13 protein-coding genes are annotated in these 16,186 nt (G+C 70.8%); 6 read left to right on the plus strand and 7 right to left on the minus strand.

Annotated elements, in window-relative coordinates; translation table 11 throughout:
• Positions 1-69: 69 nt before the first annotated feature.
• Complete coding sequence (locus tag PVT71_RS21175) at positions 70-1,851, minus strand: DNA polymerase III subunit gamma/tau (protein WP_353474460.1); 1,782 nt, start codon at positions 1,849-1,851, stop codon at positions 70-72.
• Positions 1,852-2,133: 282 nt separating this feature from the next.
• Here PVT71_RS21175 and PVT71_RS21180 point away from each other — a divergent pair, with 282 nt between their 5' ends.
• The 4 genes from PVT71_RS21180 (at position 2,134) to PVT71_RS21195 (ending at position 6,117) form a co-directional block, all read left to right on the plus strand.
• Complete coding sequence (locus tag PVT71_RS21180) at positions 2,134-3,657, plus strand: ankyrin repeat domain-containing protein (RefSeq protein WP_353474461.1); 1,524 nt, start codon at positions 2,134-2,136, stop codon at positions 3,655-3,657.
• A 113-nt stretch (positions 3,658-3,770) separates the two neighbouring features.
• Positions 3,771-4,610 (plus strand): neutral zinc metallopeptidase, encoded by an 840-nt coding sequence (locus PVT71_RS21185; protein ID WP_353474462.1) that lies wholly within the window; start codon positions 3,771-3,773, stop codon positions 4,608-4,610.
• Between the two features lie 4 nt (positions 4,611-4,614).
• Positions 4,615-5,124, plus strand: coding sequence for a dual specificity protein phosphatase family protein (locus tag PVT71_RS21190; protein ID WP_353474463.1), 510 nt, complete (start codon positions 4,615-4,617; stop codon positions 5,122-5,124).
• Between the two features lie 111 nt (positions 5,125-5,235).
• Positions 5,236-6,117, plus strand: coding sequence for an alpha/beta hydrolase-fold protein (locus PVT71_RS21195; RefSeq protein WP_353474464.1), 882 nt, complete (start codon positions 5,236-5,238; stop codon positions 6,115-6,117).
• Positions 6,118-6,126: 9 nt separating this feature from the next.
• Here the strand turns inward: PVT71_RS21195 and PVT71_RS21200 are convergent, their stop codons facing one another.
• The 5 genes from PVT71_RS21200 to xylF form a co-directional block, all read right to left on the minus strand.
• Positions 6,127-6,933, minus strand: a complete 807-nt coding sequence (locus PVT71_RS21200) for a hypothetical protein (protein ID WP_353474465.1) — start codon at positions 6,931-6,933, stop codon at positions 6,127-6,129.
• 154 nt (positions 6,934-7,087) lie between these two features.
• On the minus strand, positions 7,088-8,386 hold the full coding sequence (xylA, locus tag PVT71_RS21205; RefSeq protein WP_353474466.1) for a xylose isomerase: 1,299 nt from the start codon (positions 8,384-8,386) through the stop codon (positions 7,088-7,090).
• 59 nt (positions 8,387-8,445) lie between these two features.
• On the minus strand, positions 8,446-9,201 hold the full coding sequence (locus PVT71_RS21210; RefSeq protein ID WP_353474467.1) for an ATP-binding cassette domain-containing protein: 756 nt from the start codon (positions 9,199-9,201) through the stop codon (positions 8,446-8,448).
• Entirely contained in the window at positions 9,201-10,493 is a 1,293-nt protein-coding gene (locus PVT71_RS21215) for a sugar ABC transporter permease (protein ID WP_353474468.1), read from the minus strand. Before PVT71_RS21215 ends, PVT71_RS21210 begins: the two co-directional genes overlap by 1 nt.
• A 97-nt stretch (positions 10,494-10,590) precedes the next feature.
• Positions 10,591-11,610, minus strand: a complete 1,020-nt coding sequence (xylF, locus tag PVT71_RS21220; RefSeq protein ID WP_353474469.1) for a D-xylose ABC transporter substrate-binding protein — start codon at positions 11,608-11,610, stop codon at positions 10,591-10,593.
• A gap of 226 nt (positions 11,611-11,836) precedes the next feature.
• Here xylF and PVT71_RS21225 point away from each other — a divergent pair, with 226 nt between their 5' ends.
• Both PVT71_RS21225 and PVT71_RS21230 read left to right on the plus strand, forming a co-directional pair.
• On the plus strand, positions 11,837-13,093 hold the full coding sequence (locus PVT71_RS21225) for an ROK family protein (protein ID WP_353474470.1): 1,257 nt from the start codon (positions 11,837-11,839) through the stop codon (positions 13,091-13,093).
• Complete coding sequence (locus PVT71_RS21230; RefSeq protein ID WP_353474471.1) at positions 13,090-14,586, plus strand: CRTAC1 family protein; 1,497 nt, start codon at positions 13,090-13,092, stop codon at positions 14,584-14,586. The genes PVT71_RS21225 and PVT71_RS21230 overlap by 4 nt, the downstream gene beginning before the upstream one ends.
• Before the next feature lie 9 nt (positions 14,587-14,595).
• Here PVT71_RS21230 and PVT71_RS21235 read toward each other — a convergent pair whose 3' ends face one another.
• Positions 14,596-15,924, minus strand: coding sequence for a cytochrome-c peroxidase (locus PVT71_RS21235; protein ID WP_353474472.1), 1,329 nt, complete (start codon positions 15,922-15,924; stop codon positions 14,596-14,598).
• Positions 15,925-16,186: the final 262 nt, after the last annotated feature.

A 16,186-nucleotide genomic window follows, 5' to 3' on the forward strand; every position in this document is an offset into this window, starting at 1 on the left:
GGCGGCTCCTCCGGGTCTGACAGAAGTCAAACCCGGAACCGGCGCGCGGGTTCCCGCCTCGTGCGGAGATCACTCCTCCTCGAAGGGATCCCACTCGTCCTCGACCTCGGGCAGGGCCTCGACGGCGGCCTGCTGCTGCTCTTCCTCGGCGGTGCGGATCGCGACGATCCGCGCCTTGGGGAAGGCGGCGATGGTGGCCTGCACCAGCGGGTGCTTCTCGGCCTCGGCGCGCAGCGCCAGCTCGGCCGCGTCGCGCTTTTCCACGATGGTCGGCGTCTCGCAGCCGTTGACCAGCGACACGCCCCAGCGCGCGCCGGTGAAGCGCTGCAGCGCGGTGCCGAGCCGCTGCGCGAGATCGCCCGCGGCGTTGCGTGCCGGGGTGAACTCGATGCGGCCGGGCTGGTAGGCGGCAAGGCGCAGGCCGCTTTCCACCTCGACCAGCAGCTTCACGTCGCGGTTGGCGCGGATGAGCTCGAGCACATGCTCGAAGGTGGGGTAGCGGGCAAGGGCGCCCTGCGGCGCCACGGCCAGCACGGCGTTGCCTTGGGTGGCGCTGGGGCCCGAGGGGCCGGGGTGCGTGGGCTGCACGTGGGAGCCATAGGCCTGCGCGCCGCCTGCATGGCCCTGCGCGGAGGCATGGGCATAGCCGCCACCGGGGCCGCCATTCGGGCCGGGGGCCGGCGGCGGGGGCGTGTCCTGCAGCTTGCGCAGCAGTTCCTCGGGCGAGGGCAGCTCGGCCACGTGGGTCAGCCGGATCACCGCCATCTCGGCGGCCATCATCGCGTTCGGGGCCTGCGCCACCTCGTCGAGAGCCTTGAGCAGCATCTGCCACATGCGGGTCAGCGCGCGCATCCCGAGATTGGCCGCCAGCGCCGAGCCGCGCAGCCGCTCGTCGGGGCCGACGGTGGGGTCTTCGGCCGCTTCCGGCGTGATCTTCACAACCGAGATCCAATGGGTCAGCTCGGCCAGATCGCGCAGCACCGCCAGCGGGTCGGCGCCCTCGGCATATTGCTCCGACAGTTCGGTCAGCGCGCCGGGCGCGTCGCCGTGCATGATCTTCTCGAAAAGGTCCATGACCCGGCCGCGGTCGGCGAGGCCCAGCATGGCGCGGACCTGGTCCGCGGTCGTCTCCCCGGCGCCGTGGCTGATCGCCTGGTCGAGCAGCGAGGTGGCATCGCGCGCAGAGCCCTCGGCGGCGCGGGTGATCAGCGCGAGCGCGTCATCGGTGATCTCGGCGCTTTCCTTCGTGGCGATCTTGCGCAGGAGCGCGATCATCACCTCGGGCTCGATGCGGCGCAGGTCGAAGCGCTGGCAGCGCGACAGGACCGTCACCGGAACCTTGCGGATCTCGGTGGTGGCGAAGATGAACTTCACGTGGGCGGGCGGCTCTTCCAGCGTCTTGAGCAGCGCGTTGAAGGCGCTGTTCGAGAGCATGTGCACCTCGTCGATGATGTAGATCTTGTAGCGCGCCGAGGCCGCCCGGTAATGCACGCTGTCGATGATCTCGCGGATGTCGCCGACGCCGGTATTGCTGGCCGCGTCCATCTCGAGCACGTCGACGTGCCGCCCTTCCATGATCGCCTTGCAATGCTCGCACTGGCCGCAGGGCTCGGTGGTCGGCCCGCCGGTGCCGTCCGGGCCGATGCAGTTCATGCCCTTGGCGATGATCCGGGCGGTGGTGGTCTTCCCGGTGCCGCGGATGCCGGTCATGATGAAGGCCTGCGCGATGCGGTCCGCCTTGAAGGCGTTCTTCAGGGTGCGCACCATGGCGTCCTGACCGACGAGATCGGCAAAGGTCTCGGGGCGGTACTTGCGCGCGAGTACCTGGTACTTGGGGCTGTCGTCAGTCATGGAATCCGTGGCGCTCCTTCGGTCGCGGCCAAGGTACGGCGGGGGAGGGGCGAGGTAAAGCGATGCGTCCGCCTGTTCCCGGGGCAGGCGGCGATCTCGGCCCACCTGTTGCGCCGGTACTTCCCCGAAGGGCCCCGCTCTGCTATCAACGCCTCAGGCCCGCCGCAGGGGGCCGCCCCGTCCGCGGAAAGCGCCCGCACCTGCCGATCGAGCCGATCCCATATTTCGGTTTCACTCCTGCCCGGACCAGCGGACCCACGGGCGATGACGGAGGATACCGGCATGCTCATTACCGAGCCATTTTCTGGGCCCATCCCATCCATCGACGACCTGCGCCGCGAGGCGCGCCGCCTGCACAAGTCCTACGAGGCGGGGGACCGCGCCGCGCGCGAACGCTTGCGCGAGCTGCCGCCGCGCGGCGACGGGCGCGAGTTGAAGCGCGCCGACTTCCTGCAGGTGGTGGCGCGCGAGCGCGGGTTCGAAAGCTGGCCCAAGCTCAAGCTCGCCGCCGAGACGCAGGGCCTTGATCGCGCCGCGAAGGTCCAGCGGCTGAAGATCGCGCTCTTCCACGGGCAGAACGCCGTGGTGCAGGCCTTGCTGGCCGAGACTCCCGATCTTGCCGCGGGACTCTTCGGCCTCAACTGCGCGCTGGGTGACCTGCCGGCGGTGCGGACGGCGCTGGCGGCAAGGCCGGGGCTCGCCACCGAGCGGCTCGGCCCGCGCAGCCCGATCCTGCACCTCGCCTTCTCGCGCTGGCACCAGTTGCACCCTGAGCTGCGCCCCGCGACGCTGGAGATCGCCGCGCTGCTTCTCGCGCACGGCGCCGACGTGAACGACGCGCAGGCCGGGCCGCAGGGCGAGAGACTGTCGGCGCTTTACGGCGCGCTGTGCGTCTCGCGCAACCTCGGGCTGGCGCGCTGGCTGCTCGAGCATGGCGCCTCGCCCGACGACGGCGAGTCGCTCTACCACGCGGTGGAGCTGGGATCGCACGAGGGGCTGAAGCTGCTGCTCGAGCACGGCGCCGACCCGCAGGGCACCAATGCGCTCCTTCGCGCGCTCGATTTCAACGATCACGGCGCGGTGGAGCTTTTACTGGCCCATGGTGCGCGGCCCGACGAGGAGGCGCAGACCATCCCGGCGCTGCATCAGGCGGCGCGGCGCGGCTGCGACCGGCACATGGTGGACCTGCTGCTCGAGGCGGGGGCGGATCCCCTGCGTGACTGGCGCTGGGTCGCGCCGCTTGCCTATGCAAAGGTGCTGGGCAGCCGCCCGGTGATCGAGGCGCTGGAGGCGCGGGGCGTGACCGCGGCGCTCTCGCGGGAAGAGGCGCTGATGGCCGGGGCCGCCGAGGGACGCGCGCCCGCAGGCGCCTTCATCGACCCCGCGGCGCTGCCCCCGGCCTATGACGGGCTGCTGCGCGACCTCGCGGACCGGCCCGAGCGGCTGGAGCAGATCAGGGCGATGGTCGCGCTCGGGCTGCCCCATGACCTGCCGGGCGCGCAGGATGGCGTGACCCCGGTGCAGGCCGCCGCCTGGGGCGGGCATCCCGACCTGCTGGCCTACTTCCTCGGCCTGCGCCCCGACCTCGGCCACGTGAACCGCCATGGCGGCACGCTGCTGACGACGCTGCTGCACGGGGCGGAACACGCGCCGAAGGGCGAGGGCAGGGACCATCTTGCCTGCCTCACCCAGCTTCTCGAGCTCGGGATCGCCCTGCCGCGCAAGGCGATGGCGATGGTCGGTCGGGCGGATGTCGCGGCGCTTCTGCAGGGCTGGGCAGAGGCGCATCCCGGGCAGGTCGTCTGATCCGTGCCCGCGGGCGGTGTTGATCGCCAAAAGCGGGAAAATCTGTTTCCCAAAGCCGCGGCACGCCCTACAATCCGGTGTGCCGCAAGTTTTTTCATACAAGGAATTTGGTCATGCGTCTCAGAGGAGTGCGCCGCAGCAGCAATGTCCAGGATCGCCGCGGGTCCGGCGGGCGTGTCGCCATGGGCGGCGGCATCGGCGGCATCGCCCTGCTGCTTGTTCTTGCGATCGGCTATTTCGCCGGGGTCGACGTCACCCCGCTGCTCAACAACAACACCGTCCAGACCTCGAGCGAGCCGCGCGAGCTGACCCCGCAGGAAAAGCTCGCGGGGGAATTCGCCTCGCAGGTCCTCGCCACCACCGAGGAGGTCTGGAGCCAGGTCCTGCCCGAGCAGGCGGGCCGCGAGTACACGCCGCCGACGCTGGTGCTGTTCTCGGGCCAGACCGCCTCGCCCTGCGGCGGCGCGAGCGGGGCCACGGGACCGTTCTACTGCCCGCTCGACCAGCAGGCCTATCTCGACACCGAGTTCTTCGCCACGCTCGAGCAGCAGCTCGGGGCGGAGGGCGATTTCGCCGCCGCCTACGTGATCGCCCACGAGGTCGCGCACCACGTGCAGAACCTGCTCGGCATCCTGCCGCAGGTCGAGGAGATCCGCCAGCAATCCGGCGAGGCGGAGGCCAACGCGCTGACCGTGCGGCTCGAGCTGCAGGCCGACTGCCTCTCGGGCGTCTGGGCGACCCATGTCGACGGCATCCTCGAGCCCGGCGACGTCGAGGAGGCGCTGAACGCGGCCAAGATGATCGGCGACGACCTGCTGCAGAAGCGCGCCGGGCGCGTGCCGCAGCCGCACACCTTCACCCATGGCACCAGCGCGCAGCGCTCGGGCTGGTTCGCGCGCGGCTACGACGCGGGCAACATCTCGGCCTGCGACACCTTCTCGGGAGACATCTGACGCGATGATCATCCATGCGCTCGCGGTCTCGGACGGCATCCTTGCCATCTCGCCCCTGCCGGGGGCGGGCGGGGATTTCGCGGGCGACATGGCGCATGTGACGGAATGGCGCCCGGCAATGGTGATCACCCTCGTCACACAGGCCGAGATGGAGGAGGTCGGGGCGGCGGCGCTCGGCGCGCATGTGCAGGATCACGGCTCGCGCTGGGTGCACCTGCCGATCCCCGATTTCGGCACGCCGCCAGAGGAGATGCTCCACCGCTGGCCCGAGGTGAGCGCGCAGGTGCGCCATGCGCTGGCGGGCGGCGGGCGGGTGCTGGTGCATTGCCGGGGTGGCTGCGGCCGCTCGGGCATGGTGGCGCTGCGGCTGATGATCGAGGCCGGCGAGGCCGCCGACGACGCGCTTGCCCGGCTGCGCCACGTCCGGCCCTGCGCGGTCGAGACCGAGGGGCAGATGGACTGGGCGATGCAGGCCACGCGCAGCGCCGCGCTGTTCCTGCGCCACGTCGACTGACGCCCCGGACCGCGCCCGACCACCCCCCGATTGCCACGCCCGCGCCGCTCGGCTAGACCGCCGGGCAGAGCCAGCCTTTTGCCAGCCCCTTACCTATCAAGGAGATGGTGAATGACCCCCGGCCGCAGACGCTTCCTGACCACGCTTGCCGCGCTTGCCCTCTGCCCTGCCTTGCCCGCGCAGGCGCAGCGGCAGCCGGCCCCCGCAGCATTTCCGCTTTTCGACGCGCCGCCGGACAGCCACGAGATCACGCGCTTCGACATCGGCGCGGACGGGCTGGCCTACCGGCTCTTCCTTGCCCGGCCGCGCGGCGCGGCCCCGGCGGGCGGTTGGCCCTCGCTCTGGATGCTCGACGGCAATGCCGCCTTCTCCCGGCTCGAGCCCGCGCTTCTTGCGGCGCATCCCGGGCTTGCGGTGATCGGCATCGGCTACCCGGTGGAAGAGGCCTTCGACGGCGCCGCCCGCGCCCGCGACTACACGCCGGTGCCGCTCGAGACGCCGGAGCACGGGCGCGGGAGGGACTGGCAGTTCGGCGGGCAGGAGGCGTTCCGCGCCCGGCTGCTCGGGCCGATCGCCGCGGCGCTGGCGGAGCGCCTGCCGCTCGATCACGCGCGGCGCAGCCTATGGGGGCATTCCTACGGCGGGGTCTTCGTGCTGGCGACGCTCCTCTCCGATCCCGGTGCCTTCCGCGCCTACATGCCGATCAGCCCGTCCACCGGCTTCGGCGGCGGCGCGCTGCAGGCGATGGAAGCCGGGGCGCGCCGGCTGGCGACGGGAAGGGCCGAGGTGCTGGTGATGCTGGGTGACCGCGAGCACCGCTCCGGCACGCCCGAGCCGGTGGCGCCGCGGCCCAATCCCGAGACCGTCGAGATGGCGGCGCGGCTCGGCGCCCGCGGCGATCTCGACCTGCGGCTCGAGGTGCTCGAGGGGCTCGGCCATGGCGCGACGCTGCCGGCCTCGCTCGCGCGGTGCTTGGCGCTGGCGGCAGGCTGAGCGGCGGGCTCAGGGAAAGACGAGATAGCCGCCGCGCCCGCCGTCGAGGGTGAAGCTGGCGCTGCTGCCGGCGCCCTCCTCGGGGGTGGCGAAGAGCGCGTTGCCCTGCGCCCCGTCGGAGCAGGCCAGCGCCGAGCCCATGCTGGGGAAGAGCGCGGGCGGGCCGTCGAGCTGGCCCATGCAGGTCACCCGACTTTCGGGCAGGGTCAGCAGCAGCACGTAGTTCTCGCCATCGGCGCTGAGCACCTGGCCGAGCGCCGCGCCGCCGCCGTTGAGCTCGCCCGCGCCCTGCTGCGCCGGCCCGGGCTGGAGCGGCGCGGTGGCGATCGGCGCGCGCTCGACGATCGGCGGCTGCGGCAGGCGCGACGCGGCGGATTGCGGCGCGCTCACCACCGGCGCGCCGGGAGAGTTGCGGATCTGCCGGGTGCGGGCGGGGCTGTCGCGCTCGATGGTCATCACCGGCTCGCGCACCGAGCCGTCTGCGCCGGGCACGCGGGTGCCGAGGTCGAGCGAGGCGCCGAGCCCGCCGTATCCCCCGTAGCCGCCGCCCCAGCCCCAGTTGCCGCCCCAGTTCCCACTCCAGTCACCGTGTCCCCAGTCGCCGTGGCCCCAGTCGCCCCGGCCGGGCGTGCCGGGGCTGCCGGGCTGCTGCGGATAGCCGGGGCGCGAGGGCCAGTCCGGCCGGTTGGGCCAGCGGTAGCCGGGCGTGCGGGTCGGAGCCGCGTCGAGATCGGCGAGCGGGACCGATTGGCCCTGCGCCGCAAGCGGCGCTGCGGGCGCGATCAGCAGCAATGCGAGGCAGGCGGTCCTGAACACGGGGGCACCCTCCGGAAAGAAAAAGCGTTGCCCTCAGAATGACATGCAAGTCGGGGCCGGACGCAAGCCGGAACTTCGCGCGGCAATCCGGCGGAAGTGTGGCGCGGCGGGCAGGGGGAGGGATCCGGCGCGCGGCCGCGCCGGATCCGAAGGCTCAGAGGAAGCGGTTCCAGAGGTTCTCGAGCCGCTCCTGCCGCCCCGAGCGCGGCTCGGGGTTGAGGCCCTGCGCGCGCACCCGCGCCTCGATGCTGGCAAGGTCGGACGTGAGCAGCGCCGTGTTCTCGGGCGTGTCCCAGTCGGCGTAGCGCCCGGCGCGCAGCGCCTCGAGCGTGCCGTCCTCGAGCAGCGCCGCCGCTGCCTTCAGCCCGCGCGCGCAGACGTCCATCGCGCCCGCGTGGCCGAGGATCAGGTCCTCGGGGTCGAGCGACTGCCGCCGCAGCTTGGCGTCGAAGTTGGTGCCGCCGGTGGTGAAGCCGCCCGCCTTGAGGATCTCGTAATAGGCGCGGGCGACCTCGGGCACGCTGTCGGGGAACTGGTCGGTGTCCCAGCCGGACTGGTAGTCGTTGCGGTTCATGTCGATCGAGCCGAGGAGCCCCAGCGAGGCGGCCAGCGCCAGCTCGTGCTCGAAGCTGTGCCCGGCGAGGATCGCGTGGCCCTGCTCGATGTTGAGCTTCACCTCGTTCTCGAGGCCGAAGCGTTTCAGGAAGCCGTAGACCGTGGCGACGTCGTAGTCGTACTGGTGCTTCGAGGGCTCCTGCGGCTTCGGCTCGATGAGGATCGTGCCCTTGAAGCCGATCTTGTGCTTGTAGTCGACGACCATCGACAGGAAGGCCCCGGCCTGCTCGGCCTCGCGGGTGAGGTCGGTGTTGAGCAGCGTCTCGTAGCCCTCGCGCCCGCCCCAGAGCACGTAGTTCTCGCCGCCGAGCTTGTGGGTGGCGTCCATGCAGGTCTTCACCGTCGCGGCGGACCAGGCAAAGACCTCGGGGTCGGGGTTGGTCGCGGCACCGGCCATGAAGCGGCGGTTGGTGAAGAGGTTCGCCGTGCCCCAGAGCAGGCGGGTCTTCGAGCCTTCCATCTTCTGCGCGAAATAGTCGGTGATCTCTTCGAGGTTGCGGGTATTCTCGGCGAAATCCGCGCCCTCGGGGCGCACGTCGGCGTCGTGGAAGCAGAAGAAGGGCACGCCCAGCAGGTCGAACATCTCGAAGGCGACGTCGGCCTTCATCTTCGCCTTCTCCATCTCCGAGCCGAACCACGGCCGGTCGAAGGTGCGCCCGCCGAAGGGATCGCCGCCCTCCCAGGCGAAGCTGTGCCAGTAGGCGACGGCGAAGCGCAGGTGCTCCTCCATCCGCTTGCCCATGACGATCTCGTCGGGGTTGTAATGGCGGAAGGCGAAATCGCTGTCCGCGTCCGGCTGGTAGCCGAGTTTCGGGATGTCTCCGAAGAAGCCCGTCATGTGTGCCTCGTGTTGATCCGGGAGGTTGGGAAAGGGTGCGCCGCGCGGGGCGGCGCGGGTCAGGTGCGGGGCTGCTTGCCGAGGATGATCATGCCGAGGATGTCCTCGTCGGTGACCTCGGCGACGTTCACCGTGCCGACGAGCCGGCCGTTCTTCATCACCGAGGCGCGGTCGCAGAGCTTCATCACGTTGTGGATGTCGTGCTCGATGAGGAAGATGCCGATGCCCTGCGCCTTGAGCTGCTCGATGAGTTCGGCGACCATCTGCGTCTCCTGCGGGCCGAGCGCCGCGGTGGGCTCGTCCATGATCAGGATGCGGGCGTTGAAATAGACCGCGCGGGCGATGGCCACCGATTGCCGCTGGCCGCCCGAGAGCGCCTTCACCGGGTCCTGGAACTTGCGGAAGTTGGGGTTGAGCCGCGCCATGATCTTGCGCGTCTCGGCCTCCATCTGGGCGTCGTCGACAAGCCCGGTGGGGGTCACCAGCTCGCGCCCGAGGAAGAGGTTCGAGGCGGCGTCGAGATTGTCCGCCAGCGCCAGCGTCTGGTAGATTGTCTCGATGTTGTAGCGGCGGGCGTCGCGCGGGTTGGTGATCTCGATCTTCTCGCCGTCGATCAGGATCTCGCCGCTGTCCATGCGGTAGGCGCCCGACAGGCACTTGATCAGCGTCGACTTGCCGGCGCCGTTGTGGCCGAGCAGGCCGACCACCTCGCCGGCATGCAGGTCGACCGTGACGTGGTCGACCGCCTTGATGCCGCCGAACGAGACGGACACGTCGCGCATCTCGACGAGCGGGGCTCCGGGTCTGGGGGCCATCATTTGTCTCCCGTGCGTTTGCGGTAGAGGATGTCGATGAGCACGGCCAGCACCAGCACGACCCCGACGACGATGTTCTGGAACGGCGCGTCGACGCCGACCATGGCCATGCCCGATTGCAGCGACTGCATGATCAGCGCGCCGAGGATGGCTCCGTAGATCGTGCCGATGCCGCCCGCCAGCGCAGTGCCGCCGATCACCGCCGCGGCGATCACGCGCAGCTCGTCGAGCGTGCCGATGTCGTTCGAGTGGAACGACAGCCGGGCCGAGGCGACCATGCCGGCCAGTGCGCAGAGCACGCCCATCAGGGCAAAGACCTTGACCGTCAGCAGCCGGGTGTTGATGCCGGAAAGCTCCGCCGCCTCGGGGTTGCCGCCGGTGGCAAAGATGTAGCGGCCGAGCCGGGTGCGGCGGGCGACCACGGTCATCGCCACGGCCACGGCGATCAGCAGCAGCACCGAGTAGGGAATGCCGTAGCCCGCGGTGAAGCCCTCGGGCATGGCCTGGCCGCGCATCTCGAAGCCGCGGCGCAGCACGCGCCCGGGCACTTCGTAGGCGTTGAGCACCGCGACGAAGCCGAGGATCGCCGCCGCCGAGAGCGCCATGAGCACACCCTCGGCCCAGAGCGGCTTGACCGGGAACTCGTGGTTGATCCGCGCCTTGCGGGCCTGCGCGATGGCCGCCCAGGCGACCAGCGTGGCAAGGGCGCCGAAGATCCAGCTGCCGGTCACGCCGAGCGTGCCGCCGATGCCGCCGAGCGTCTGGAAGGTGTCGTCGAGCGGGCCGATGGTCTGGCCGTGGGTCAGGTACCAGGCGACGTTGCGCCAGACCAGCAGGCCGCCAAGCGAGACGATGAAGGCGGGGACCGAGAGATAGCCGACGATCCAGCCCTGGAAGGCGCCGATGAGCGCGCCGGTCAGCAGCCCGACGATGATCGCGACGGGGGCGATCACCGGGTTGCCGTAGTCGAGCCCGAGGCCGGGCAGGAGCTGTGTCTGGGTGATCGCCATCATCGCCGAGCATGTGGCGAGCAGCGAGCCGACGCTCAGGTCGATGTTGCGGGTGACGATGACGAAGACCATGCCGGTGGCCATGATCGCCACGCTGACCGTCTGGATCGTCAGGTTGAAGATGTTGCGCGGCGTCAGGAAGCGGCCGTCCGTGAGGACGTTGAACACGATGCAGACCAGGATGAACGCGCCGACCATGCCAAGCAGGCGCGTGTCGAATTCGAGGGTCTTGAAGATGTTCCTGCGGCCGGCCCCTGCGCCGGAGGCGTTCGCCTCTGCCATGGTGACCTCGGGTGCTTTGAGCGATGCTGGAAGGTGGGGGCTCCCGCCGCACGATCGGCGGCGGGAGCGGTGCTGTGAGCCGGGGCTTGCCGGGCGATCAGTTGCAGGGGGCGGGGCCGGCGGAAACGCCCTGGCAGAGCGCGTCCTTGCTGATCCAGCCCGCGTCCACCACGGTCGCGAGGTTGTCCTTGGTGATCGGGATCGGTTGCAGGAACTTCGCCCAGAGCGTGGTGCCCGCCGGGGAGGTCCATTCGGCGGCCCCGTCGACGGCGCTCATCTCGGCGCCGCCGGCCAGCTGCACGGCGATTTCGCCCGCTGCCTTGCCAAGCTCGCGCGCGTCCTTCCAGACCGACACGGTCTGCGTGCCGCGGGCGACGCGGTTCAGCGCGGCATGGTCGCCGTCCTGACCCGAGACCGGGATGCCGTCGAGGCCCTGCGCGGTCAGCGCCGCGACGGCGCCGCCGGCGGTGCCGTCGTTCGAGGCGACCACCGCGTCGACCTTGTTGTCGTTGGCGGTCAGGATCTGTTCCATGTTGCGCTGCGCGTTGGCGGGTAGCCAGCCGTCGGTATAGGCCTCGCCGACGATGGTGATCTTGCCGCTGTCGATCGCCGCCTGCAGCACCTCCTGCTGGCCGCCGCGCAGGAAGTCGGCGTTGGGATCGGTGGGCGAGCCCTTGATCATCACGTAGTTGCCCTCGGGCGCGGCCTCGAGCACGGCACGGGCCTGCATCCGGCCGACCTCGACGTTGTCGAAGGTCAGGTAGAAGGCGCGGCTGTCCTCGATCAGGCGGTCATAGGCGATCACCGGCACGCCCTCGTTGGCGGCGGCCTCGACGGCGGGGATGATGGCCTGGGTGTCCTGCGCGAGGATGATCAGCGCATCGACGCCCTGCGCCATCAGCGACTCGATGTCCGACAGCTGCTTCGAGGACGAGGATTGCGCGTCGGCCGAGATGTAGGTGGCGCCCGCGGCCTCGAGGGCCGACTTGATCGCGGCCTCGTCGGTCTTCCAGCGCTCTTCCTGGAAGTTCGACCAGGACACGCCGACGGTCTGGGCGGATGCCGTCACGGCAAGCCCGAGTGTGATGGCCGCTGAGGCCAGCAATTTCTTGTACATGTTTTCCTCCCTAGGTGCCCCGGCGGGGCATGCGCCGTTCTCCCTCGGCGCGCGGCCAGACTGAGCCGCATAAATTCAGTTGTCAAATTAAATTTGCCCGCGCATATTGCCGAGTGAAGCAAATATTGGCCAGCAGCCTCTCGTGTCCGCCCGGATTACGGTCTGTGTGGAAATTTGCGGGTTAATTTTGTTCGAGACCTGAATGAAATCTGGGTGCGCCTGCGGAATGAGCGACGACGAGGAAATCAGCGGCTGCGGCCCGTTCTTGCAGTCGCCGGACTCGGGGCAGCGCCCTCTGCGCCAGCAGGTTTTCGAGCATGTGCGCGCGCTTGGCCGGGTGCCGCGCGTGCAGGTCGCCAAGGACCTGCGGGTCAGCCCGGCCTCGGTGACCACCATCACCTCGGAGCTGATCGAGACGGGCTTTCTCGAGGAGGTGCAGGCGCCGCGCCCCGGCGAGTCCGGCCGCGGCCGCCCGGCGGTTGCCCTTCAGGTGCGGCCCGGCGTGCATCACGTCATGGGGATGAAGCTCTCGGACATCCACCACACGGCGGTGCTCTCGGACCTCTCGGGCCGGGTCATCGCCACCGCTTCGATGCCGCGCGCGCCCGGGCAGCTCTCGGTCGAGACCGTCGCCGATGTCACCGAGACGCTGATGCTCGAGATCTGCCGCGAGGCCGGGATCGCGCCCGGTTCGCTGCGCGCGCTCGGGCTCGGTGTGCCGGGCTTCGTCGAGGCGGGCACCGGGCTGGTGCGCTGGTCTCCGATCCTCGCGCGGCGCGACATCGACCTGCGCCCGGCCCTGTCGCAGCGCCTCGGCCTGCCGGTCTACATCGACAACGACGCCAATCTCGTGACCCTCGCCGAGCTCTGGTTCGGGGCGGGGCGGACCATGTCGAACTTTGCCGTGGTGACCATCGAGCACGGGGTGGGCATGGGCTTCGTGATGAACCACCGGCTCTACCGCGGCGCGCATGGCATGGGCATGGAGCTTGGCCACATGAAGGTGCATCTCGACGGCGCGCTCTGCCGCTGCGGCCAGCGCGGCTGCCTCGAGGCCTATGTCGCCGACTACGCGCTGGTGCGCGAGGCGCGCACGGCGCTGAACCTGCCCGACCTCGAGACCCGCTCGGTGCGGGCGCTGCTCGAGAGCCTGTTCAGCCAGGCGCGGGCGGGCAACCCGGCGGCGCATTCGATCTTCCGCCGTGCCGGGCGCTACCTGTCGCTGGCACTGGCCAATGTCACCAACCTCTTCGATCCGCAGCTCATCATCCTGTCGGGCGAGCGGATGCGCTACGACTACCTTTACGCCGGGGACACGCTGACGGAGATGAAGACGATGATGATCGAGACCGGCCGCGAGGCGCCGAAGGTGGAGATCCACGCCTGGGGCGACATGGTCTGGGCGCGCGGCGCGGCGGCGCTGGCGCTCGACACGCTGACCGAGCAGATGCTCGGCGCGGGTCGCGAGATGGCGGCGCAATGAGCCGGGCCGCGGTTCTTCTGGCGCTGGTTCCGTCGCTCGCCGCGGCCGGGCCCGCCTTCGTCGACGACAGCGCCGGCCTGCCGTCGCAGCACGTCTATTCCGGCGGCTGGGAGCATTTCGTCGGCGGCGGCGTCGCGGCCTTCGACTGCAACGGCGACGACCTGCCCGAGCTCTTCGCCGCCGGCGGCACGTCCCCCGCCGAGCTTTTCGTCAACCGCTCCGAACGCGGCGGGGCGCTGCGCTTCGAGCGCGGCGCGGTCCCCGAGATGACCGGGGTGACCGGGGCCTATCCGCTGGATGCGGACAGCGACGGGAACCTCGACCTTTTCGTACTGCGGGTCGGGCCGAACCGGGTGCTGCGCGGGCTTGGCGACTGCCGCTTCGAGGACGCGACCGAGGCCTGGGGTCTGCCGCAGCGCGACGCCTGGTCCACCGCCTTCGCCGCCACCTGGGAGCCGGGGCAGGGCTGGCCGACGGTCTTTGTCGGCAATTACGTCGACCGTTTCGATCCCGACGGCCCGTTCGAGGCCTGCGACAGCAGCGAGCTGATCCGTCCCGGCGAGGGCGGCTTCGGCAAGGTCGAGACCATCGAGCCCGGCTGGTGCACGCTCTCGGCGCTGATCTCGGACTGGCAGCGCAGCGGAACGCCCGAGCTGCGGCTGTCGAACGACCGGCACTACTACGTGAAGGGCGGCTACGAGCAGATGTTCCGCCTCTCGCCGCTCGAGGAGCGCACCGACTGGGCCAAGGTCTCGCTCTGGGGCATGGGCATCGCCTCGCGCGACCTGACCGGCGACGGGCTGCCCGAGGTGATGATGACCTCGATGGGCGACCAGTTGCTGCAGTTCAACCGCGGCGGGAAGTTCGAGGACGCGCCCTACGCGCAGGGCACCACGGCGCACCGGCCCTACACCGGCGGCGACGGCCGCCCCTCGACCGGCTGGCACGCCGAGTTCGGCGACGTCGACAACGACGGGCGGGCGGATCTCTTCATCTCGAAGGGCAACGTCGACCAGATGCCCGGCATGGCGATGGACGATCCCAACTCGCTGCTGATGCAGGGCGCGGACGGGACTTTCACCGAAACCGGCGAGACGGCGGGGATCGCCACGATGGAGCGCTCGCGCGGCGCGGCGCTGGCCGATCTCAACGGCGACGGGCTGCTCGACCTCGCCGTGGTCAACCGCCGCGCGCCGATGGAGCTCTGGCGCAACGTGACCGAGGGGGCGGGGCACTGGGTCGGCGCCCTGCCGTTGCAGTCGGGGGCGAACCGCGACGCGGTCGGGGCCTGGGTCGAGTTGCGGGACGCCTCCGGCGTGCAGGCGCAGGAGGTCACCATCGGCGGCGGCCACGCGGGCGGCAGCGCCCTGCCGCTGCATTTCGGCCTTGGCGCCGAGACCGAGGCTCAGCTGCGGGTGATCTGGCCGGGCGGCGAGGCCGGGGACTGGCAGCCGGTGCGCCCCGGCGAGGTGATGCGGGTCGAGCGGCCCTGACCTGACGGGTCAGCGGTCGACCGGCAGGCCCGAGGGCACGGCCTCGGGCACGCCAAGCCTGCCCGCCAGTGCCGCAGGGTCGGTCAGCGTATCCACGAAGGCCAGCAGCGCCGCGATCTCGCCCGCGCTCAGCGCCGTGCCCGGACCTGCCGCCGCGACCAGCGCCTGCACCTCGAGCGGGTCGTTCATCACCGCCCAGTCCGGCTTGGTCTTCGGCAGTTCCGGCAGTACGACGTGGCGGGCGTAATGACCAAGCCCCCCGGCACGCTCGGCGTGGTCCGACAGGAAGCTCGCAAGATCGTCATGCCCGCCCGCGTGGCCCCAGGGCCCGGTCTTCGCGACGTTTCGCAGCGAGGGGGTGCGGAAGGCGAACCGGTCCTCCTCGCGCCCGGTGACCCGCATCCGCCCCTCGTCGCGGGCGTGGTGCTCGAAGCGCTCGGCCTTGCCCGGCCCCAGCTGCGGCGCGCCCATGGCGTGGAAATCGTGGTCGGTGAGGAAGGGGCCGGAGTGGCACGCGGCGCAGCCCGCCTCGCCATAGAACAGCGCCGCGCCCTCCGCCGCCGCGCCGGAGAGTGGCGTCTCGCCGCGCAAAGCCGCGTCGAAGGGGCTGCCGTCCGAGCGCCACTCGAGAGCGACGAAGGCGGCGATGGCGTTCGAGATGTCGGTGAAATGGATCGGCGCGCCTTCGGCCACGTGCGGGTAGACCGCGTCGAAGCGCTGCGCGTAGTCGGGGATCGCCGCGACGCGCTTGGCGATGATGTCCCAGGCGCCGCCCTCGCCGGTGATCCGGCCAGAGCGCACCGCCTTCGACACGTCGCTTTCCGAGTAATGCCCCGCCATCTCGTCGGGCGAGAGCACCGGGAACATGGTCTGCGCCGAGAGCACGCCCGAAAAGCCCGTCTCCATATCCTCGGCCATGGGGGTGCGGATGCCGCCGGGGCGCGACGGGTCGGCCTCGATCCGGCCGTCATGGAAGAGCACGGTGAACTCGCGCGCGCCGAGGTTGAAGAGCGCGGTGGCGTTGCGCGGGATGCGCTGCTCGGGCGTGTCCTCGGCGGTGATGTGGCGCTCGGGGCCGAGCCCGACGCCGCCCTCGCCGAGCCCGAGGCTCAGCCCGTCCGAGGTGGCGAAGCGCGGGTGGTGGCAGGTGGCACAGGCGATGTTGCGGTTGCCCGAGAGGATCGGGTCGTAGAAGAGCAGCCGCCCCAGCTCGGCCTCTGCGGCATTTGTCTCGACATAATCCGCATCGCTCACCGCACGCGGCAGCACCGCCTGCGCGGAGGCGCCGGTACCCAGCAGCAAGGTGAGCCCGGCCAGGGCCATGCCCATTGCGCGCATCGCGAAATCCTCCCCCTCTTTGCCCATTCATGACACGGCGGTGCGCGCTGCGGCAAGCGGCGCGAAGAGTGGGGGCGGCCTGCGCCCGTCGCCCGCGGCGCTGCCAACCCTCGGGGAGGACAGGGACTTGACCCGGTGCGGGTCCGGGGCCGCAGGGGGGCGGGCGTAGATGCGCGTGGCAGGACCAAGGCACCGCCAAGCCTTGGCAGGCGGGTGCGCGGTGGCCAAGATAAAGGCAGACCAGCTTTCCGGGAGCCCTCGG

Source organism: Salipiger sp. H15, from assembly GCF_040409955.1.
In the GTDB taxonomy this organism is placed as follows: domain Bacteria; phylum Pseudomonadota; class Alphaproteobacteria; order Rhodobacterales; family Rhodobacteraceae; genus Salipiger.